The organism is Vibrio sp. R78045, from assembly GCF_042466085.1.
Classification (GTDB): Bacteria; Pseudomonadota; Gammaproteobacteria; order Enterobacterales; family Vibrionaceae; genus Vibrio; species Vibrio cyclitrophicus.
In genome coordinates this window covers 497227-518551 of record NZ_JAXHBS010000018.1, presented here as the reverse complement: position 1 = coordinate 518551, position 21325 = coordinate 497227, and the positions used below count along the sequence as shown (strand labels likewise).

Genomic DNA, 21325 nt, shown 5'->3' with positions numbered 1-21325 from the left:
TTCTAATTTTTATGAACTACTAATTAGCGCTTTTTATAGCGTCTTTAAAGTTTCGGCCTTTTATCATTAACATTTCTAGCGTTTCAGCGTTGTATTCGACTTTGATAATGTTGTTTTGATGATTAATTTTGAGTTCGTAAACCCAAACGTCGTCATCTTCTTCAAGCTCTACTTTAATGATTCGACCATGCAGATCGTTTTCCACTGCCGCGTACATTTCTGAGAAAGGGCGGATATAGCCTTCTTGTACTGCGTCGTAGACTTCGTCTTGATCTTCTTCAAATTCGATACGAGTTCCTGCTTTGTGGACATCTTGTACGAGGTCATGACCGTTATGATCAGAGTCGGCCCAGACACTGGCAGAAACCAATAAGCCGAAGCTTATAGAAAACAAAGAAATCATAGCTTTACTAAACATAGCGAATCCTAGAGAAGGTTGATAGCGTTCAGTATAAAAAAGTAATTCTGAACAGAAAGTGAACCTGATTAATTATGAGCTTTAGGTTCTCAAAAAATGAGGTATTAGCGCTGTTGAAGCTCGTCTTCGAATATCTTGTCTCTCATTTTCCAAAAGCGTCCCACTTTACGTGCAATCACAAATTGAGGCGGGCGAAATCGATGTTGGTGAGCAACAACTTTGGTTGGTGACGCTTCCTCAAACGGTCTGTGTCTGTCGGCAAGGTGAGGGCGAACAAACTGATCCTTAAAATTCTGCTTCTGTTTCTTGGTGGTTAATGACCAAAACTCATGCACTTGTGCTTGGTTTTCTCCACGGTAAGTGACCTTAAGCTGCGACTTGCCTTTTTCGTCCTTGAGAACGTTAAGGTCCATTTCTAAACACTCAAACACCAACGCATCTTTGAGGTTTAACGCTTCTTTAAGTTTTTTATCTGGGTCAACTAAGGTGGCATCGCATTCGTGGCAAATACGTGCGGCAATGTCGTTGTCCGCGCCGCATTCACCGCAATATTTAGCTCTAAAGCGATAGTTACAGTGCTCGCGTTCCCCTGTGTCTTCATCGGTAAAGTAGCCTTGGCATTTTCGCCCAAAGTGTTCGAGTAAGAAGCCGTTGCTGTCTAGCTTGCCCCAGAAGTTATTATTGAAGCCGCAAGCAGGGCAGGGAATGGTGATGATCTCACTGTCTGAATCCGGCTTAGGATCGCCGACTTCAGGTTGGTAGAGGTCGTAACTGTTGCCTGCATAATCTAATACCAAACACTCTTTTTTGCCTGGAGACAAACGTAATCCACGACCAACAATTTGTTGATATAAACTGATGGACTCTGTCGGTCGTAAAATTGCGATTAAATCCACATGTGGCGCGTCAAAACCTGTGGTTAATACCGATACGTTAACTAAGAATTTGATTTTACGTTCTTTGAAATCGTTGATGATTTGGTCGCGCTCTAGCGTAGGTGTGTCACCAATCACGATGGATGATTCACCTTCAGGGAGTAAGCTCAGGATCTCTTGTGCGTGTCTAACGGTTGCAGCGAATACCATGATGCCGAGTTTGTCTTTGGCCAGCTCAATGATTTGGTCGACAATTTGTGGCGTGGCGCGTTTCGATTGTTCGATCACCATATCGAGCTCAGCTTCTTTATAGCGACCAGTGCTTGCTGGTTTTAACTGAGAGAAGTCATAACTCAAAACCGGAGCATCAATCATGCGTGCTGGCGTAAGAAAGCCTTCGTCTAATAAGTAGCGGATCGGCAGTTCGAAAATACAGTCTCTGAAAAATCTCGGTTCTTCAGAACGCACTTGGCCACGTGTGTGGTATTGATAAAGCCAACCCATACCAAGACGATATGGGGTTGCAGTCAGCCCAAGCACTTTGATACCTGGATTGTTCTCGCGCAAGTGAGTGATCACTTTCTGGTAGCTACTGGTCTTTTCATCCGGTACACGGTGGCATTCATCGATAACCAATAATGAAAACTGATTAGAAAATGAATCGAGATTGCGAACCACGGATTGAACCGACGCGAATACCACTTGCTGGTCGGTTTCTTTACGGCCTAAACCGGCAGAAAAAATCGAACCTTTTAACCCATAACCTTCATATTTTTCATGGTTTTGCTCTACTAACTCTTTAACGTGAGCAAGCACCAAAACGCGGCCTTTGGCAAGCCTTGCTAGCTCTGCAATGACTAGGCTTTTTCCTGCACCCGTTGGCAGCACCAAAACTGCTGGAGTTTGGTGTTTTCTGAAGTAATGTATCACTGATTTTACGGAGTCAGCTTGGTATGGGCGGAGTGTATACATATCGAGTCTTGTATGGTGAAAAACAAATAGTGTGAAATAGCTCAACTAATTGAGCAAAGGTGACTATAATACCCGACTTAGATTAGTTGAGGTATTCATGCGTTTAGATAAATTTCTGTGCGATGCGTTAGGCGTCACTCGAAGAGAAGCAACACACTTATTAAAATCAAAAGCAGTGACTGTTAATGATGTCATTCAAAAAAGCGGCTCACTTAAGGTAACTGAAGAGTGCGTTGTGGAATGGCAAGGCAATGAACTTCACGTTCACGGCCCACGTTACATCATGCTTTATAAGCCAGAAGGCTTTGTTTGTTCGCATGAAGATGGCGCAAATCGTATTGCGTTTGAATTGCTTGATGAAATCAAAATGGACAAGCTGCACTTTGCAGGTCGTCTCGATGTTGATACCACTGGTCTTGTATTGATTACTGACGATGGTAAGTGGTCTCACCGCATCACGTCGCCAAAGCACAAGTGCGAAAAAACATACCGTGTATGGCTTGTTGAACCTGTTGAAGCGGACTACGTTGAAAAATTCAAAGAAGGCATTCAGCTTAAGAGCGAAGATGGCCTAACACTTCCTGCACACCTTGATGTACGTGCTGAGCGTGAAGTGCTTTTAACGATTCACGAAGGCAAATACCATCAAGTAAAACGCATGTTTGCGGCGCTTGGTAACAAGGTTGAAGCATTGCATCGCGAGCGTATCGGTGAAATCGAGATGGACGAATCTCTGGAGTTGGGTGAATACCGTTATCTAACACAAGAAGAAGTCGACTCTATCTGGAAGTAGTTTTTTCTATTGTAAAATGTGGCCGACCAAGGATAGCGTCGGCTGATTATTGTGACTGGTACTAGGACAGTTTCAGCCATTATTACTATTTGCGTATTTATATATCGCTATGTGTATATTCGCGTATCACTGTGTGCATGTTCATGCTCACATAAAACCTAGTACTTAGTCGGAGAGTTATGCAAACGTCTACCCAACAGACCCCAAAATCACAACCACAAACTCCTCAGTTAGGTTGGATGCTATTTTTGGTTCTGGGGGCGATTGGTGCACTGACACCACTCGCCATCGATATGTACCTGCCCGCAATGCCAACGATCGCCAAAGATCTCGGCGTAACAGCGGGTGAAGTACAAATCACACTCACAGCGTACACCGCAGGTTTTGCGTTAGGTCAGTTGTTACATGGCCCGTTAGCCGACAGTTATGGTCGCAAGCCTGTTTTACTGATTGGTGTCTTCTTCTTTGCAATTGCGTCTGTTGTGAGTGCTACTACTCATGGCATTGAAGCGCTAACGTTAGTTCGTACTGCTCAAGGTTTCGCAGGGGCAGCGGCAGCGGTCATTATCCAGGCCGTTGTGCGTGATATGTTCGACCGTGAAGATTTTGCAAGAACCATGTCGTTCGTTACCTTGGTGATGACGGTTGCGCCACTTATCGCACCTATGATTGGTGGTTACTTGGCATTGTGGTTTGGCTGGCGTTCAATCTTTTGGGTCTTGGCCATTTTTGCGGTGATTGTGATTCTCGCGGTAATAATCAAAATCCCTGAGACACTGCCTGTTGAAAATCGCCAGCCACTGCGCTTTAAAACGACGATTCGTAATTACGCTCGTTTATGTAAAAACCCTACGGCTATGGGCCTGATTTTCTCTGGTGCATTCTCTTTTTCTGGGATGTTTGCATTCTTAACCGCAGGCTCTTTTGTTTATATCGACATTTATGGCGTACGTCCTGATTTGTTTGGTTACTTATTTGGCTTGAACATTGTTGCGATGATTCTTATGACGACAATCAATGGTCGAATCGTTAAGAAGGTCGGTTCTCATACCATGCTGAGAGCAGCGCTGGTCATTCAATTACTGGCTGGTGTGGGTTTACTGGCTGGTTGGGCATTGGATCTCGGGCTTTGGGGTATTGTACCGTTTGTGATGCTGTTTATCGGCACTATTTCTACGATTGGCAGTAACTCTATGGGTCTACTGCTAAGTGGTTACCCTAATATGGCAGGCACGGCTTCATCGCTTGCGGGAACATTGAGATTTGGTACTGGTTCTGTCGTTGGAGCGATCGTTGCGATGCTACCAAGTGACAGTGCTGGGTCTATGGCTATGGTAATGGCTGCGTGTGCAGTAATGTCAGCATTACTATATTGGACATTAGGAAAGAAGGCATAATGTCAAAATACTATATTGAAATTCAGAAGTTAGTGAATGATGCGCTAGGCGAGCTATATGCTTTACATAAATCTGGCAAGGCCATTGACGCACCTATCGCGAACAACCTTTACCTTGTTCGTTGGGTAACAAAGGCGATTAAATCTCAAGCTTATGATCGCGTGATTGTGCCTGACTTGGTTCGCTGGCAGAAACAGGGTCGCTCAAAAGGCAACAACTCTGATTTAACTTTTACCTTCAAACGTATTTCTGCGTTTTACGGACGTTTTTTCCCTGAAGGCGAAGAGCCTAAAGCGCTAAAAGACAGTGATGTTGAAGCATTTATGGACAAAATGTATGAGATGGGTTGGAGCGTATCGAGTGAAGATGAACTGACCACTGGCGGTAAGATTCAATTCTTCACCGATGGCGAACATTCTTTTGCCTTGTGTGGTAAACAGTGTGACGACTCTTTCAACGGTGAGTTGATGGTTAAGCCGATGAACTGGTTTGTGCGTGGTAATCACGCAGAGTTTATTCAAGCAGCGATGGAAGCAGGCTTTATGCTTCACAAAGTTACAGACTATAAGTCAGCGGTGAAGTACCACGGTGAATACATCGTGTACCCTGCCAACCAAGGTAATCAGTTAGCGGAAATTCCAATCAGTGTTATTGGTTAACTAAGTGACTCTCGATATTTATCAAAAGACCGCCGAATTGGCGGTCTTTTTTTTAATGATAGCAACGGGCTACATCATTCGTTTTTACTGTCTTAGCATCTCTTTACTCTAATACTTCATGTGCTGTTATGGTTTTTTATCAGCTTTTTTAGCCTGCTTTTCTATCGCCTTTACCATGCCTTTAAAGATAAACAGGTGGGCTGGCATCATCGCAAACCAATACAGTAATCCTAGAAAGCCCTTTGGATGCCACCAAGCTGAGATATTCAGTTCACGAGCTTCTCCGTGGTCAGATACGGTAATTTCCAGCCGACCTAAACCAGGGCCTTTCATTCCGAAAAGCAGAGATAAGAACTGATTCTCTTCGCAACGGATCACTTTCCACGAGTCGATTTTGTCACCCACTTTTAAGTTTGGGCCTTCAGGCATTTGTCGAACCGGTATACCGCCACCAAACAGAACATCTAGCCATTCTCGTGTGCGCCATAAAGCGTTAGCAAAGAAGTAACCTTGCTTGGGGCTTCCTATCTGCTGTGCGACATTCCACAGTGATTCCAGTGACGCGGTTGAAGTGATGCTTGCACCGGTTTTCTTGGGGTAGTAGCCATATCCAGCTTGCCATCGTTTGAACGCGGTTTTATCAAAGCCCCAGACATTACTTTTAACGAAATTTCCTTCAGCGTGAATGGCTTGCTCAACCATGCTCTCGAACGATATAAGCTTTTGAGGGTACTTTTCTCTAATGGTGGTCGAACTGGCAATGAAGTCATGCTTTAAGCCTGCGAGAAGCGCTCTGCCGATGTTAGAAGGGACGGAGGTGACTACCCCTAACCAATAGGAAGCGATTTGAGGCGTTAGTAATGACGTTGCCCAAAGCCTGAGTGGGCGATCGGCTGTTTTGGCTATATGAGCAAACTGGTTTCGGTAAGAGACAATATCAGGTCCGCCAACCTCAAACGTTTGGCTTTCATTGGGTGTGTCCTGTGCGAGTTTCAGCAAGTAATGGTTAAGGTTCTGCAAGGCGATAGGGTTGGCTTTGGAGTCCACCCATATTGGCGCAATCATTATGGGTAGGTTGTAAACGAAATCTCGCATGATCTCGAATGCTGCGGAGCCTGGACCGATAATAACACCGGCTTGGAGTTCGGTTACTGGAACGGGGCCTTTTCGAAGTAGCTGTCCGGTTTTTTTTCTAGCTTGAAGGTGTTCTGAATCGCCCGTTTGAGGCTGAAGAGAACTGAGATAGATAATGTGTTGATTCTTCGGTCCAAGTGCCGAAACAAAGTTACGCGCCAAGTTGAGCTCGTAATCAATGAAATCATGGCCTTCTGCCATGCCATGAACTAGAAAGAAGATAAGATCAAAATCGGGTACCAATGCTTGTGTCGCCGCTTGATCTGCGAGATCAAGGTATTCCAGTGACAAGTTGTCGTGAGGTTCTGTTCGTGCCTTTAAATAGTCGATATGCCTTGCTGCTGCAGTAACTTGATAGCCTTGTTCAAGCAGGAGGGGGAGGAGCTGTGAACCAACATATCCAGAAGCGCCTAAAACCAGTACTTTCTTCATTGTTACTCCATTTATATCTGTGGTTAAAAACCGAACATTGATATAATAGCGTGATATTTATCTTTATTCATCAATACGTTCCGTTTAGGTATCTCTATGTTGCTCTCTTCCATTCTTCATCACACTCGCGGTGATTTTGTTCGTAGGCTTATTGCGATTGCTTTGCCTATCACTTTGCAGAGCATTATGTTTTCAAGCCGAGGCTTAGTGGATGTGTTGATGTTGGGTCAGCTTGGAGAAGCAGACATTGCGGCGGTTGGAGTAGCAAGCCGTGCGATGTTTGTGACGACCATTATGTTAGTTGGTGTTACCACGGGTGGCGCGTTGTTGACGGCACAATACTGGGGAGCGGGGGACAAACAAGGTGTGAGAGAAAGTACCGCTCTGACCTGGTTGGTTTCGACGTTGTTTGCCTTACTGACTATTGTTTTCTTTGTCTCTTTCCCAGCGCAAATCATGGGTGTGACGACAGACTCTCAAGAAGTCATTAACTTGGGTATTGAATACATCGTTATCACTTCATTTAGCATGTTGGCGGTATCCTGTGTGAGCAGTATGGCTGTTGGCTTGAGAGCGATGCATAAACCAGGGCTCAGTACTTTCTTTAGTGGTATTGGCATCCTTTCTAATGTGTTCTTAAACTGGGTACTGATCTTTGGTAATTGGGGCTTTCCTACTCTTGGAATAAAAGGCGCAGCGATTGCGACGGTAATGAGTGGGGCTATTGAAGTAGCGACCTTGTTTGGTTACCTCTATTTCTCTAAACATTTATTAGCCTTTAAATTCTGTGATATCAAAGCGGCAGCGACCGTTGAAAAAGTGATTCGCTTTTTGAAGTTATCGTTGCCGACGACGTTTAATTTCTTAGCTTGGGCTGGTGGTCTTTTTTCTTATCACGCAATCATGGGGCAATCAGGTGTACAAGGTTTGGCGGCACTGTCAGTAATGACGCCGGTTGAGTCTATCTCGTTGAGTCTATTGATTGGCATGTCGAATGCAGCTTCTGTTTTGGTCGGGAATCAACTTGGCGCAAAGAATAATGAAGCGGTTTACTATCAAGCTCTCGGCCTAACCATTTTGTGTTTCTTGACCAGTATTGTTGTGGCGGTCTTCCTTTATTTTGTGCAAGTACCAATACTTAATGCGTTCAGCGCGTTGACTGAAGAAACCAGAGCGCTCTCAGAGAAGTTTATTCTCATTTTAAGTGTCGGAATTGTTATCCGTTCTATCCCAATGACAGTGATTGTAGGTGTATTGAGAGCGGGTGGTGATGTTAAGTTCTGCCTCTATCAAGACTTAATTGCTCAGTGGGTGATTGGCATTCCATTGGCCGCGATCGCTGCTATTTATTTCAAGTTCCCGCCTGAATGGGTGTATTTACTGTTTCTTACCGAAGAAGTCATAAAGTGGGGCGGTTCGCTCTATCGAATGAAAACAAGAAAATGGATTAAGAACTTAATAGGAAGTTGAAGTGAGGCGCATCAATCTAATGACTTTCTCGTTGGCGTGTGATCTATCTTTCAAAATACTTCCTCCTAACAGGGAATTAGTGTAGATTCTCCTTCCAAATTCTAACTAATGTGAGCTGTTTAATGTTAAAGCTGTCAGACCTATGTAAAGGCTATGTCGACGGGGGGGAGTTCCACCCTGTTTTGCAAGGTGCTGAGTTAACATTAAACCAAGGCGATCAACTCGCATTAATGGGAGAAAGCGGTTCAGGGAAAAGTACATTATTGAATCTTATCGCGGGTTTAGACCTAGCAGACTCAGGTGAAATTGCTTTTCCTCATTTCAACATGCACGCCTCCACTGAACGTGATCGTACTGCTTATCGCCGAAATAATATTGGCCATATCTTCCAGCAATTCAACTTACTGCCAACGCTTAATATTGCCGATAACATTCGCTTTTGCCGTCAATTAAAGGGTTTACCAGAAGATAAAGGACTCTGGAGACAAATTCTTTCTGCTTTAGACCTTATGCCTTTACTGGGGCGTTATCCTGAAGAGGCGTCTGGTGGCCAACAACAACGTGCGGCAATTGCTCGTGCTTTGTATATGGAACCTAAAATTTTGTTGGCCGATGAACCAACAGGAAGCTTAGATGAACGTAATGCGGAAGCGGTAATGCGTTTGCTTACTTCTTTGGCTCGTCAGTTAGAGTGTACCTTATTATTGGTGACGCACAGTGAAAAAGTAGCGCTCCATATGGATGGTCGTATCCGTCTACAAGGAGGGCAACTGCATGTCATGGCCCGTAGTTAAGGCACTACTCGGTCACTATCGACGTTACCCACTTCAGATTATTTTGGTATGGCTTGGTTTAACCCTTGGCGTATCACTTTTGGTTGGTGTTACTGCCATCAACCAACACGCCAAGCAAAGCTATGCGCATGGCGAGAAACTTTTTTCGAATCCTCTTCCTTATCGTATTCGACCAAAACACAACGCTAATAAAATCCCGCAAGGTTTTTATATCCAACTTCGCCGTGAAGGCTTTCAACAGTGCTCTCCTTTTGACCACCATCGTATCACTGATGAAAACGGCGCGAACTTCATGCTAATTGGCTTAGACCCTGTGTCTATGCTTCAGCTACAGCCGGGTGTTGCATTAAAAGATCTCACTACCTTAAATCTAATGAAACCGCCATACCCGATCCTAGTCAGTGATGATCTCGCTGAACACATGGAATGGAAACACGGCGACTACATCCATCTGATGGATGGATCTGAGTTAGGGCCAGTGGCTGTCGATCAAGACAATATTATTAATGGTACTCGCCTGATTGCGGATATCTCATTGCTCAGAATGCTAAAACGCAGTGCAGGGCTTTCGGTGATTGCGTGTTCAGATATGCCAACTGAAAAGTTTGAGCGTCTTAAGAACATGCTACCAAATGGATTAACGATTACTCGTAGTTCAAAGGCGGAGCTGGAATCTCTTACCAGTGCCTTCCACTTGAACTTAACCGCCATGGGTATGTTGTCGTTTGTGGTGGGCTTGTTTATTTTCTATCAAGCGATGTCGTTGTCTTTCATTCAGCGCCAACCACTCGTCGGAATCTTGAGACAAACAGGTGTGTCTGGTTGGCAACTTGCGAAAGCGCTTTGTTTAGAGCTATTGATCTTAGTTTTACTCAGCTGGATATGCGGCAATATTTTTGGCTTGATGCTCGCGAATCAACTGTTACCTGCAGTTTCTTCAAGCTTGGGCGATCTTTATGATGCTAATGTGGGCTTAACGCTGAGCTGGAGTTGGCGTTGGAGTGGTTACAGCTTATTAATGGCATTACTTGGGGCATTCTTAGCGTGCGCTTGGCCGTTGGTACGTTTGCTTAAATCTCAGCCTATTCGTTTGACCTCTCGACTGTCATTAATGCGCTTCGCTGGCACCGAGTTTACTTGGCAAGCCTTAATGGGTTGTGGGTTCTGTGTCGCTGCGGTTGCTGTGTATCAAGCGCCCCAAACCCAAGAAACGGGTTTTGCAATTATTGCCCTGATGCTGGTGAGTGTCGCGTTGTTTACGCCATTCTTGATGTGGAAGCTGTTCAATAGTTTGTCTTACTCTTTGCGTTGGGTTCGTGCTCGTTGGTTCTTTGCTGATGCAGCCTCGAGTATGAGCTATCGTGGTGTGGCGACAATGGCCTTTATGTTGGCGTTAACAGCTAATATTGGCGTTGAAACCATGGTGGGCAGTTTCAGAGATACTACGGATAAATGGCTAACGCAGCGTTTGGCCGCTGATCTCTATATATACCCAACTAACAATGCCGCTGCTCGCATGAGCAACTGGTTGTCAGATCAACCTGAAGTGGATTCTGTGTGGTGGCGTTGGGAAAAAGACGTCGCTTCACCTGTAGGCAGTATTCAAGTTGTTAGTACTGGCCCATCAGAAGGTGAACTAGAAGCACTAACGATTAAGTTAGGTATTCCGAATTATTGGTATCACTTGCATCATTCTAAAGGCGTATTGATCAGTGAATCTATGTCTTTGAAACTGGGTATTCGTCCTGGTGACTACATTGATCTTTATGACAGCCTAGGCTCTGGTTGGCAGGTTGTGGGTGTGTATTACGATTATGGTAATCCTTACCATCAAGTAATGATGTCCCATCGAAACTGGCTGTATGGTTTTGCTGGCAGGGGTAATGTGGGGCTTGGCGTCATTTTAAAAGACGACGTGAATGCAATAGGCTTACGTAGCCGACTAGAGAATGTATTCAGGCTGGGGTCGGAACGTATTTTCGATAATAACAATATCCATAGCCAAGCGATGCGTGTGTTTGATAGAACTTTCGCTATTGCCGACACTCTAGGCAACATCACTTTAGTGATTGCGGTTTTCGGTATCTTCTTTGCGACTGTTGCGGGCGAGGTATCGCGTCAAAGGCATATTTCATTACAGCGTTGTTTGGGAGTTTCGGCTAAAGAGCTGATCCTAACTGGTAGTTTACAGTTGTTTGTATTTGGACTTATTTCCTCACTAATCGCCATTCCGCTTGGCTTAGCGTTAGCGAGCTTGATCGTGGATATCGTGATTAAGCAATCTTTTGGTTGGTCACTCGAGTTACAAGTGATTCCATGGGATTATTTAGTGACATTTGCATGGGCCATGGCAGCATTAATGCTTGCTGGTGCTTTACCAGTGATGAGAATGATTCGGAACACACCGATGAAATCATTAAGGGATGCGCTTTAATATGCTTCAACGCGATAATTCAATTAAATTCAGGCACCGATTGATCTCTTCTGTTTTGTTGATCTGCTTCTTTGGTGCGCTTTTAAGTATCTGGGCTTACTACTCCTATTTCGTTGACGTCGGTGAAAAGGGCGTCAATGAAGTTAACTCGGTGCTGGTCAGTGAGCATTTCAATGTATTTGAACCAGTGTTACCCGATAGAACGGTTTCTCTGCCGCGAGATTTCCAATTTCATCCAGAGTTTCAACACGAATGGTGGCATTATTTTGCGTCCCTAAAAGGGAAAGATGGTAAAAAGTACTCGGTTCAATGGAGTTTCTTTCGTATCGCAACAGATGAACGCGAAACTCCGGGGTGGCAAAGCCCGCAAATCTATATTTCAAATGTGGTGATCTCTTCTGAGATGAAAGTTTGGAAAGAGCAACGTTTAGCTCGTGGTGGCATTGGTCAAGCGGGAATGACAAATCGACCGTTTAGAATTTGGATTGATAATTGGAACTGGCGAGCATTGGGTAATACGCCGTTTCCTGGCCGTCTTCAAGTCAAAACCGATACATTTGGTCTCGAGTTGGACACTGTGGCTAAAGGGCCGTACGTGCTTAACGGGGACAATGGTTATCAGAAAAAACACGATCTACTACCTGTCGCTTCTTACAACTTTAGCGCACCCTTTTTATCATTGAGTGGAGTGTTGAACCTTGATGGTGTTACCAAAGAAGTTGAAGGTACGGCGTGGGTGCATAAAGAGTGGGGCAGTGGCTTACTTGGAGTGGGTCAACAAGGTTGGGATTGGTTTGTGTTTAATCTTGATGATGGCACCGCGTTAAGTATCAATCGCTATCGTCACAACCAACAATTGCCTTATGTTTTTGGTACATTGGCAACTCGCTCAGGTAAGGTTTATCACTTAACAGACTCTGATATCTCTATCAAGCCTCTGCAGAACACAACGTTATTGAATGGCAGAAGAATGCCCCTTCAATGGATAATCAACGTGCCACAGCACAATATCAATCTCACAACGCGCATTAAACGCAGAGATATGTGGCTTCCATTTGTCATACCATATTGGGAAGGGCCAATAATGGCCAGCGGAAGCCATGAAGCGACGGGCTTTATGCAGTTAACCGGCTACTGAAAAACACCTAAGGCTATCATTTGATAGCCTTTTTTATGCTTGAGGTTTCTAAAAAGCTTAAACTAAATGTGCATACAGACTCGGCTATCTCATCTATACTTAATTTATGTGACATAATAACATTATGGAATATACGACGTATTGTTTAGTATTTGTAGGAAAAACCGAAGTTAAACATCCGAAGAAGTGATTATCTATCGAGAAAGCTTGGATATAAACTCATGGCTATTCTTTGTTATTCGTTTATTTAAATAATAAATATAAGGGCGAAATCATGACCGACGTCATCCGTGACTTCTTTAAAATGGAATCTGCTGGCGGCATCATACTAGTCATCGCTGCGGCGATCGCAATGTTTGTAGCAAACTCACCACTGAACGAAATGTACCAAGGCGTATTACATAGTTACGTTTTGGGTATGTCTGTGTCTCACTGGATTAACGATGGCTTAATGGCAGTGTTCTTCCTTCTAATCGGCTTAGAGGTTAAGCGTGAGCTTTTAGAAGGTGCATTAAAATCTAAAGAGACAGCAATCTTCCCAGCTATCGCAGCCGTTGGCGGTATGCTAGCTCCGGCACTTATTTACGTGCTATTTAACTCAAGTAACCCAGAAGCGCTTCAAGGTTGGGCTATCCCAGCGGCAACTGATATCGCATTCGCATTAGGTATCATGGCGCTTCTTGGTAACCGTGTACCGGTTAGCTTGAAGGTGTTCCTATTGGCTTTAGCAATTATCGATGACCTTGGCGTTGTTGTTATCATTGCACTGTTCTACTCAGGCGACCTATCAACGCTTGCGCTAACGGTTGGTTTCATCGCAACTGGTGTGCTGTTCATGCTAAACAACAAGCATGTAACTAAGCTGAGTGTGTATCTCATTGTTGGTGCAATTCTGTGGTTTGCAGTATTGAAGTCTGGTGTTCATGCAACGCTGGCTGGTGTAGTGATTGGTTTTGCTATCCCACTGAAAGGCAATAAAGGTGAACATTCTCCGCTGAAGCATCTAGAACATGCTCTGCACCCATACGTCGCTTTTGCAATCTTGCCAGTCTTTGCTTTTGCAAACGCAGGTATTTCATTGGAAGGTATCTCAATCTCAAGCCTAACAGGTATGCTACCGCTTGGTATCGCTATGGGTCTATTGATTGGTAAGCCTCTTGGTATCTTTGCATTCAGCTGGGGTGCGGTGAAATTGGGTGTTGCTAAGCTCCCTGAAGGTGTGAACTTTATGAACATCTTCGCAGTATCTGTCCTGTGTGGTATTGGTTTTACAATGTCTATCTTTATCTCTTCGTTAGCGTTTGGCCCAACGAATGTAGAGTTTGACACACTAGCTCGACTAGGCATCCTGATGGGGTCTACAACAGCTGCAATTCTAGGTTACTTCCTGCTAAGCGTTTCTTTACCGAAAACAGCAAAGCAACAAGAAGTAAAACTATAATCAGCGGTAGGCTCGTTTAACGGCGAGCCTATTCACTGATTAACAAGCTAACTTCTGAGTAGCAAGACGAGTCACAGAATCATCCTCCCCGATTCATGTGATAGCAAAGAACAAAAAAGCCGTGATGGGGTTTCCTATCACGGCTTTATTGATCCTAACTGCTAGTATTTTTAGTTTGGTTAGTTATTGATACTCTAAAACTCCTAGATTCAACTCATTATTTTGATCGGCATGAATTGCGGATCGTTTTGGATGACCAGAGTGACAGTGTCATGTTATTTTTCTAGCGTGGTAAATATGGTCCACTCCTCGACGATCTGCTCATTCAGCCCGACAACCGTTGCTGTTACTCGACGGTTCAGTGCATGAGAAGTAGCATCGTTGCCATCGCTCTCTAAGCGGTTTTCACCGTAACCGACAACTCTTACTCGGCTCGGGTCTATACCATTCGACAATAATTCATCTTCAACGTGGTGAGCGCGCTTCTTTGATAACTCTAAGTTGTATTCACTCGCGCCGACTTTACTGGCGTAACCTTGAATTTCTATCGATGCACTTTGGTAGGTTTCTAAGAACTCAGCCATGGTAGTGATTTGATCTGAGAAGATAGGGTTAACTTCATAGGAGTCATTGGCGAAAAGGATGTTCAGCTGTCTGATTTCTTCTGAGCGTATAGTCTCGCCACAACCTTCATTATCAACTAATGACGCTCTAGGTGTACTTGGGCAGGTATCTCGTGCATTGACCACCCCATCATTATCATCGTCTTGCAGGTCTGAAATTTGCTCCGCTTCTGGCGTTTCTATGTAGGGCTCTTCATTTTGGCTAGAGCATGCACATAGCGTTATCGTTAATGCGGAAAGCAATAAATAAGGTATTTTCATCATTAATACTCCACGGCCGTTGTCCACTCGTCTGGAATGTCGACCAGTAGAGCGTTCAATAGAGAGCCTGTCGCGTTCATTACACGGTATTTAGCGTACTGTTCAGAGTAATGCGCATCTAAGTAATCTTTACGGGCTTCAAACAATTCGTTTTCGGTGTTAAGCAGGTCAAGGAGCGTACGTTTGCCGATTCGATATTGTTTCTCATAAGCGATAACGGTTTCTGACGCCGAATCCACGTGATCAGACAAGAAGTTCTTTTGTTGCAACGTCAGATCCAATGCACTCCAAGATAGGCGAAGGCCTTCTTCCACTTGTCGATAAGCACGATCTCTTAGATCCTTCGCTTTATTAAGTTGGTAAGCTGCAGCTTCTGAATTAGCACTATCGGTACCACCGTTGTAGAGGTTGTATCGCATTCTTAACATTGCCAACGTCTCTTGGCTCGAACCTTCATCGCCTCCCGCATCATCGCGCCATGATTGAGATGCCTCGATAGAGAAAGTCGGGTAGTTAACCCCTTTTGATTGTTTGTACTGGAAGTGCGCCGAATCGACATCTGCAGTTGCGACTTTGATTACCGGGTGTTGGTCCAGAGCATTAACAAGGGCGTCTGATAATGACAGAGGAATCATAGAAATATCGGCTCTTGGGTAGACCAAGCCAAGCGGTTCTTGACCCACTATTCTTCTAAATTGAGTGTGGGTATCAATTAGGTTGTTCTGTGCGGCTAATAAATTGCCGTGCGCTTTTGCAATCCTAGCTTCTACTTGAGATACATCTGCGGTTGAGCCTATGCCTGAGGCTGCTCGTTTTTTGATGTCTTTATAGATTTTCTTGTGGATAGCAAGGTTACTTTCCGAAAGGGCTAAAACTTCAGTTGCTTTGACTGCATCCAGGTAGATCTGTGTGACCTCTAGCGCTTTGTCTTCGGCATCCGCGAGTAATTGTAAGCGAACCGATTCCGCTTCTGCGGCAGTACGGTCAATATCATTGAGAGTCGACGAACCATCCCACAACAACTGAGTGAGGGATATGGTGGCTTCCTTTCGTGTGAGATCGGTATCAGGACCGTTGTTTGGCGCAGGGTTTATGCCTTCATAGCCAATACCAGCATCAAGATCGATACTCGGCCTATAAGCACCACCTGCGGCATCGTTTCGTTTTTGTACACTCACAAACTCATTAAAAATACTTTTTATCTCAGGATTGGTAGCCAAAGTAATGGCAACAGCCTGTTCTAAAGTCTGAGCAGAGAGTGGGGTTGCAATAGCTAAGCAACAGATGATGGGTAATTTAAACAGTCTCAAAGTAGGTCTCCTTCTACTTTTAAAAGCTCCCGCCGCCTCCCAACTAGCGTTTAACTACTTAATTGAGAAGGGTATTAAACGAAGCTTAGGACATCTGCTAGAAATTGCTAAGTTTGTTGGCTTTATTTCGAATGTAAGTCTCTACCGCTATTGATTAATTTACCAGTTGTGACAGGTGGCAAGTTTCGAGTAAATGTGTTGAAAATAAATGCAAGGCTAGAATTCGGCTTGGGCAGAGATTGGTAAACGTTGGTTAGGAGGTTGTTTGAAATACGTATCTCAGTGATAGCAATGTGCCAAGCGTGGTAGTTCGATTTTTAGTAAAAAATGACAATATATAAAGAATCGATCGCGCTGTTTAGTTTGTAGTTGTAGTTGTAGCTGTAGCTGTGAAGAAGGGTAAGTAAGGTTTCACCCTAAACAACAAACAAAAAAAAGCCCAAACCAACACGGTTTGGGCGGATACAAGTATAGGAGTTAATAAGGAAAATGCAGTAATTAAGAAAGCAGTGAGAAGAACAAGTTTGACGGCCTGTTAAACTTCTAAATACTCTGTTTTCTACTTAATTTATGACCCTCCATTTCTATTTCAGTTCCAAGAAAATTCATTAATTTTTCCTTTTTTTGTAAACACACATCGATTCAATTGGTTAGTGTCGACTTTTTCCAACTGGTACGACCAATTTGTGAAAATGTGATGTTGCTTGCTTGTTAAATAAATGTACTAAGAGTATATTTCAAACAGTTGTTTAATACGAGTGATTGAAATGGCACCAAGAAGTACAACCAAAGACAAAATCTTAGATGTGGCTGAAGGCTTATTCGCTGAGCACGGTTTTAATGACACCTCTTTACGTACCATTACGGGTAAAGCCAATGTCAATTTAGCTTCAGTGAATTACCACTTTGGCGATAAGAAAACTCTGGTTCGTGCGGTACTCAATCGGTACTTAGAGGCATTCATGCCAGCTCTACAAGATGCGCTAGTGAACTTAAACTTGAACGAAACGTATTCTATGAGTGACGTGTTTGAGTCTTTAAGACAGCCATTAAGAGCACTCAACGATGTTAGACCAAACGGTACGAGTCGCTTCATGTTGCTTATCGGTAGAGGCTATACGGATGTGCAAGGGCACCTGCGTTGGTTTATTACTACTCGTTATAGCGAAGTACTTTCTTTGTTTACGACATCAGTAATGAAGGCGAATCCGAACCTTACTCAAGAACAGTTATTTTGGCGATTGCACTTCACCCTAGGGACTTGTGTGTTCACCATGGCATCTAGCCAAGCCCTCATAGAAATTGCAGAGAATGACTATGACAGAAAGATAGATGCGAAATCAGTGGTCGATATTCTCATTCCATATTTAGCCGCTGGTATGTCAGCAAAAGAATAAAACAATAAAAAGTAAAATATTCACAAACAATATAGTGAACAAAAGGATCTGAACTATGAGCTCTCTAAGACAAAAATGGGTAAGTGACCCAGCTTTTAAACTCTTTAAAAAAGTACTACCACCACTATCTAGCACCGAGAAAGAAGCGATGGAAGCGGGTAGTGTTTGGTGGGACGGAGAGCTGTTTTCTGGTAAACCAGATTTCACTAAGCTGCATCAATATCCAAAACCTCAGCTAACAGCAGAAGAGCAATCGTTCATGGACAATGAACTTGAGACCCTGCTCGCTATGCTTGATGACCACCAAATTGTAAAAGAAGACCGAGACCTTCCCGAGGAAGTGTGGAACTTCTTACGCAAAGAGCGTTTCTTCTCGTTAATTATTGCGAAAGGGTACGGCGGTCGTGAATTTTCAGCGCACGCAAACTCTACTATCGTAACTAAGATTGCGACTCGCAGTATCAGTACTGCGGTTTCGGTAATGGTTCCAAACTCTCTTGGGCCTGGTGAGCTACTGTCTCACTACGGTACTCAAGAGCAAAAAGATTACTGGCTTCCACGTCTAGCTGACGGTACAGATATACCATGTTTCGCATTAACAGGCCCTGAAGCGGGTTCTGATGCAGGCGGTATCCCTGATGTAGGCACTGTGTGTATGGGTATGCACGAAGGCAAAGAGACACTTGGCATCAAGCTTAACTGGAACAAGCGTTACATTACGCTAGCACCAGTGGCTACGGTACTTGGCCTGGCTTTCAAACTGCACGATCCAGAAAAGCTACTGGGTGACAAAGAAGACATCGGTATCACTTGTGCGCTTATCCCAGCAGACCACGAAGGTGTTGTGATCGGTGAGCGTCATGATCCACTTGGTCTTGCGTTTATGAATGGTCCAACACGCGGTCACGATGTATTTATTCCTATGGAATGGCTAATCGGTGGCGCAGATTACGCAGGTAAAGGTTGGCGTATGCTGGTGGAATGTTTGTCTGCAGGTCGTGGTATCTCATTACCCGCACTTGGCACGGCGATGGGCCACCTAACAGCGAAAACGACCGGCGCGTACGCTTATGTTCGTAAGCAGTTCGGTATGTCGATTGGTAAGTTTGAAGGTGTTGCAGAGAGCCTAGGCCGTATTGGTGGCTTAACGTATCTATTAGAAGCGACTCGTACACTGACAACCACTTCACTTGATATGAAAGAGAAGCCGGGTATCGTAACGGCTATCGCCAAATATCACATGACAGAAATGGCACGTACTATTTTGAATGACTCAATGGATATCCATTCAGGTCGTGCAATTCAAGATGGCCCAATGAACTACTTGGCTGCGCCTTACCTAGGTATTCCAGTTGCAATCACAGTAGAAGGTGCGAACATTCTAACTCGTAACCTGATGATCTTCGGTCAAGGTGCGACACGTTGTCACCCATACGTATTGAGCGAAATGGAAGCGGCAGCGAACCCAGATGAGAAGCAAGGTGCAAAAGACTTTGATAGCTTGTTGTTCAAGCATATCTCACACGCAACTAAAAACACGTTCGGTGCTTTTGGTGCAGCACTAACTGGCTCTAAATTTATTAAAGCCGACATGAGTGGTCCAACGAAACCTTACTACCAAGATCTAACTCGTTTGAGCCGTGCGCTTGCAGTCAGTGCGGATTTCGCAATGCTGACGCTAGGTGGTGAGCTGAAACGTAAAGAACTTATCTCTGCACGTTTGGGCGATGGCCTAAGTTACCTATACATGGCTTCGGCTGCGCTTAAGAAGTACGAGGATGAAGGTCGTCAACAAGCTGATCTAGACTACGTACACTACGCAGTTCAACACTGTTTCCACAATGCGGCTAAGTCACTACAAGAAGCGTACCGTAACTTCCCTAACAAGATGGTTGGGAAAGTGCTGAAAGGTTTAGTTTTCCCTGTAGGTAACCACTTCGAAAAACCAAGTGACAATCTAACGGTTCAATTAGCTGAAAGCTTGATGACTCCGGGAGCGCACCGTGAACGTCTGACTCATCTTTGCTACATCGGCAAGGAAGAGGATGACAGTATTGGTCTTATGGAGAACGCTTTTAACGCGATGTACAGCATCAAGCCTCTGGAACGTAAGATCTTCAAAGCAGTGAAAGAAGGCAAAGTGGCTCGTAAAGGCTTGCTGGCCGACAAACTGGCTCAAGCACTTGCTGCCGATGTTCTAACGCAAGAAGAAGTCGACCAAATTGTCGCTGCTGATAAACTGCGTTACACCGCGATTCAAGTTGACCACTTCAGTCATGACTTTAGTGAAACTTTGACGCGAAAAGAGTTAAAACCTAAGCTAAATAGCGTTGCTTAGATAAAGAAACGATAAAAGGCACCTAATAAGGTGCCTTTTTTGTTTTTGTCGCAGAAGTCGCAATAGATGCGTTAACAAATGGTGACTTAGTCAGCAAATATCAGTTGAGTGCTCCAACCACTTGCATTTTCACCACATTTTTACAGAAATTAGATGCCATTTGCGTACGAAACTTTTATCCTTAACCTGATTTTTTAAGGAAGTTGAATATGATCATCAAACCTCGAATTCGCGGATTCATCTGTACTACAACACATCCAGTCGGTTGTGAAGCTAATGTAAAAGAACAAATTGCTTACACAAAAGCTCAAGGTCCAATCGCAAACGCACCTAAACGTGTATTAGTTGTTGGCTCTTCAAGTGGCTACGGCTTGTCTTCACGTATTGCGGCTGCATTTGGTGGCGGCGCTTCAACTATCGGTGTTTTCTTCGAGAAAGCCGGTACTGAGAAAAAGCCGGGCACAGCTGGTTATTACAACTCAGCAGCGTTCGACAAGCTTGCTAAAGAAGAAGGCCTGTATTCAAAGAGCCTTAATGGTGATGCTTTCTCTAACGAAGCGAAACAGAAAACAATTGACCTGATCAAAGAAGATCTAGGCCAAATCGATATGGTTGTGTACTCACTGGCGTCTCCAGTGCGTAAAATGCCAGAGACTGGTGAAGTGATTCGTTCAGCTCTAAAACCTATCGGTGAAACATACACATCCACGGCTGTTGATACGAACAAAGACCTGATCATTGAAGCAAGCGTAGAGCCTGCTACTGAAGAAGAGATTAAAGACACTGTTACTGTAATGGGCGGTGAAGATTGGGAACTTTGGATCAACGCGCTTTCAGAAGCTGGTGTTCTAGCTGACGGTTGTAAGACAGTTGCTTACAGCTACATCGGTACTGAACTAACGTGGCCAATCTACTGGGATGGCGCGTTAGGTAAAGCGAAGATGGATCTAGACCGTGCAGCATCAGTGCTAAACGAGAAGCTAGGCCAAACTGGCGGTACAGCAAACGTTGCTGTCCTTAAGTCTGTTGTGACTCAAGCAAGCTCGGCTATTCCTGTTATGCCTCTTTACATCGCTATGGTGTTCAAGAAGATGCGTGAAGAAGGTATCCACGAAGGTTGTATGGAACAGATCTTCCGCATGTTCAGCCAACGTCTATACAAAGAAGACGGTAGCGCTGCAGAAGTTGATGAAGTGAACCGTCTACGCCTAGACGACCTAGAACTTCGTGACGACATCCAAGAACATTGCCGTAACCTATGGCCTCAAATCACAACTGAAAACCTAAAAGAACTGACAGACTACGTCGAGTACAAAGAAGAGTTCTTGAAGTTATTCGGTTTTGGTGTTGAAGGTGTGGATTACGAAGCTGACGTTGATACAGCGGTTGAATTTGATGTAGCTGACATCTAATTCGAACAATCGAATAAAACGAAATAG

Annotated in this window: 16 protein-coding genes; 11 read left to right on the top strand and 5 right to left on the bottom strand. The window is 44.3% G+C overall.

The annotated features are described in order from the left end of the window. Positions 1-19: 19 nt before the first annotated feature. Both SJY39_RS24010 and SJY39_RS24005 read right to left on the bottom strand, forming a co-directional pair. A complete protein-coding gene (locus SJY39_RS24010) occupies positions 20-418 on the bottom strand; it encodes a PepSY domain-containing protein (protein WP_010441504.1) in 399 nt (132 codons plus the stop codon). A gap of 104 nt (positions 419-522) precedes the next feature. Then, entirely contained in the window at positions 523-2265 is a 1743-nt protein-coding gene (locus SJY39_RS24005; protein WP_016784579.1) for a DEAD/DEAH box helicase, read from the bottom strand. A gap of 97 nt (positions 2266-2362) precedes the next feature. On the opposite strand from SJY39_RS24005, the gene rsuA reads away from it, so the two are divergent. From rsuA to SJY39_RS23990, 3 genes are all read left to right on the top strand, one after another. Continuing rightward, positions 2363-3058, top strand: coding sequence for a 16S rRNA pseudouridine(516) synthase RsuA (rsuA, locus tag SJY39_RS24000; protein WP_010441500.1), 696 nt, complete (start codon positions 2363-2365; stop codon positions 3056-3058). Positions 3059-3237: 179 nt separating this feature from the next. Then, entirely contained in the window at positions 3238-4455 is a 1218-nt protein-coding gene (locus SJY39_RS23995; RefSeq protein WP_010441498.1) for a Bcr/CflA family multidrug efflux MFS transporter, read from the top strand. Beyond that, the gene (locus SJY39_RS23990) at positions 4455-5114 is read left to right on the top strand and encodes a DUF2913 family protein (protein ID WP_016793752.1); all 660 of its coding nucleotides are present in this window, start codon (positions 4455-4457) and stop codon (positions 5112-5114) included. The genes SJY39_RS23995 and SJY39_RS23990 overlap by 1 nt, the downstream gene beginning before the upstream one ends. 126 nt (positions 5115-5240) lie before the next feature. Here SJY39_RS23990 and SJY39_RS23985 read toward each other — a convergent pair whose 3' ends face one another. Beyond that, positions 5241-6680: a DUF2867 domain-containing protein gene (locus SJY39_RS23985; RefSeq protein ID WP_016793753.1), complete on the bottom strand. Its 1440-nt coding sequence runs from the start codon at positions 6678-6680 to the stop codon at positions 5241-5243. Between the two features lie 96 nt (positions 6681-6776). Between SJY39_RS23985 and SJY39_RS23980 the strand changes: the two genes are divergently transcribed. The 5 genes from SJY39_RS23980 (at position 6777) to nhaA (ending at position 13957) form a co-directional block, all read left to right on the top strand. Further along, positions 6777-8150 (top strand): MATE family efflux transporter, encoded by a 1374-nt coding sequence (locus tag SJY39_RS23980; RefSeq protein WP_016793754.1) that lies wholly within the window; start codon positions 6777-6779, stop codon positions 8148-8150. Positions 8151-8272: 122 nt separating this feature from the next. Continuing rightward, positions 8273-8944 carry an ABC transporter ATP-binding protein gene (locus SJY39_RS23975; RefSeq protein WP_010441489.1) on the top strand — a complete coding sequence of 224 codons (672 nt, stop codon included), beginning with the start codon at positions 8273-8275 and terminating at the stop codon, positions 8942-8944. Beyond that, a complete protein-coding gene (locus SJY39_RS23970; protein ID WP_010441487.1) occupies positions 8925-11378 on the top strand; it encodes an ABC transporter permease in 2454 nt (817 codons plus the stop codon). Before SJY39_RS23975 ends, SJY39_RS23970 begins: the two co-directional genes overlap by 20 nt. After that, a complete protein-coding gene (locus tag SJY39_RS23965; RefSeq protein ID WP_016784577.1) occupies positions 11368-12516 on the top strand; it encodes a lipocalin-like domain-containing protein in 1149 nt (382 codons plus the stop codon). Before SJY39_RS23970 ends, SJY39_RS23965 begins: the two co-directional genes overlap by 11 nt. Positions 12517-12790: 274 nt before the next feature. Continuing rightward, a complete protein-coding gene (nhaA, locus tag SJY39_RS23960) occupies positions 12791-13957 on the top strand; it encodes a Na+/H+ antiporter NhaA (protein WP_010441484.1) in 1167 nt (388 codons plus the stop codon). A gap of 275 nt (positions 13958-14232) precedes the next feature. Here nhaA and SJY39_RS23955 read toward each other — a convergent pair whose 3' ends face one another. Together SJY39_RS23955 and SJY39_RS23950 are read right to left on the bottom strand one after the other, a co-directional pair. Continuing rightward, positions 14233-14844, bottom strand: coding sequence for an OmpA family protein (locus SJY39_RS23955; RefSeq protein WP_010441482.1), 612 nt, complete (start codon positions 14842-14844; stop codon positions 14233-14235). After that, the gene (locus SJY39_RS23950; RefSeq protein ID WP_010441480.1) at positions 14844-16151 is read right to left on the bottom strand and encodes a TolC family outer membrane protein; all 1308 of its coding nucleotides are present in this window, start codon (positions 16149-16151) and stop codon (positions 14844-14846) included. Before SJY39_RS23950 ends, SJY39_RS23955 begins: the two co-directional genes overlap by 1 nt. Before the next feature lie 767 nt (positions 16152-16918). Between SJY39_RS23950 and SJY39_RS23945 the strand changes: the two genes are divergently transcribed. The 3 genes from SJY39_RS23945 (at position 16919) to fabV (ending at position 21298) form a co-directional block, all read left to right on the top strand. Next, complete coding sequence (locus tag SJY39_RS23945; RefSeq protein ID WP_010441478.1) at positions 16919-17548, top strand: TetR/AcrR family transcriptional regulator; 630 nt, start codon at positions 16919-16921, stop codon at positions 17546-17548. A 55-nt stretch (positions 17549-17603) separates the two neighbouring features. Further along, positions 17604-19886 carry an acyl-CoA dehydrogenase gene (locus SJY39_RS23940; RefSeq protein ID WP_016793755.1) on the top strand — a complete coding sequence of 761 codons (2283 nt, stop codon included), beginning with the start codon at positions 17604-17606 and terminating at the stop codon, positions 19884-19886. Positions 19887-20095: 209 nt separating this feature from the next. Next, positions 20096-21298 carry an enoyl-ACP reductase FabV gene (gene fabV / locus SJY39_RS23935; RefSeq protein WP_010441474.1) on the top strand — a complete coding sequence of 401 codons (1203 nt, stop codon included), beginning with the start codon at positions 20096-20098 and terminating at the stop codon, positions 21296-21298. Positions 21299-21325: the final 27 nt, after the last annotated feature.

Bases quoted from the DNA above. Each gene is read 5' to 3' on its own strand.
- SJY39_RS24010 (WP_010441504.1), bottom strand. From the start codon at position 418: ATGTTTAGTAAAGCTATGATTTCTTTGTTTTCTATAAGCTTCGGCTTA.
- SJY39_RS24005 (WP_016784579.1), bottom strand. From the start codon at position 2,265: ATGTATACACTCCGCCCATACCAAGCTGACTCCGTAAAATCAGTGATA.
- rsuA (WP_010441500.1), top strand. From the start codon at position 2,363: ATGCGTTTAGATAAATTTCTGTGCGATGCGTTAGGCGTCACTCGAAGA.
- SJY39_RS23995 (WP_010441498.1), top strand. From the start codon at position 3,238: ATGCAAACGTCTACCCAACAGACCCCAAAATCACAACCACAAACTCCT.
- SJY39_RS23990 (WP_016793752.1), top strand. From the start codon at position 4,455: ATGTCAAAATACTATATTGAAATTCAGAAGTTAGTGAATGATGCGCTA.
- SJY39_RS23985 (WP_016793753.1), bottom strand. From the start codon at position 6,680: ATGAAGAAAGTACTGGTTTTAGGCGCTTCTGGATATGTTGGTTCACAG.
- SJY39_RS23980 (WP_016793754.1), top strand. From the start codon at position 6,777: ATGTTGCTCTCTTCCATTCTTCATCACACTCGCGGTGATTTTGTTCGT.
- SJY39_RS23975 (WP_010441489.1), top strand. From the start codon at position 8,273: ATGTTAAAGCTGTCAGACCTATGTAAAGGCTATGTCGACGGGGGGGAG.
- SJY39_RS23970 (WP_010441487.1), top strand. From the start codon at position 8,925: ATGTCATGGCCCGTAGTTAAGGCACTACTCGGTCACTATCGACGTTAC.
- SJY39_RS23965 (WP_016784577.1), top strand. From the start codon at position 11,368: ATGCGCTTTAATATGCTTCAACGCGATAATTCAATTAAATTCAGGCAC.
- nhaA (WP_010441484.1), top strand. From the start codon at position 12,791: ATGACCGACGTCATCCGTGACTTCTTTAAAATGGAATCTGCTGGCGGC.
- SJY39_RS23955 (WP_010441482.1), bottom strand. From the start codon at position 14,844: ATGATGAAAATACCTTATTTATTGCTTTCCGCATTAACGATAACGCTA.
- SJY39_RS23945 (WP_010441478.1), top strand. From the start codon at position 16,919: ATGGCACCAAGAAGTACAACCAAAGACAAAATCTTAGATGTGGCTGAA.
- SJY39_RS23940 (WP_016793755.1), top strand. From the start codon at position 17,604: ATGAGCTCTCTAAGACAAAAATGGGTAAGTGACCCAGCTTTTAAACTC.
- fabV (WP_010441474.1), top strand. From the start codon at position 20,096: ATGATCATCAAACCTCGAATTCGCGGATTCATCTGTACTACAACACAT.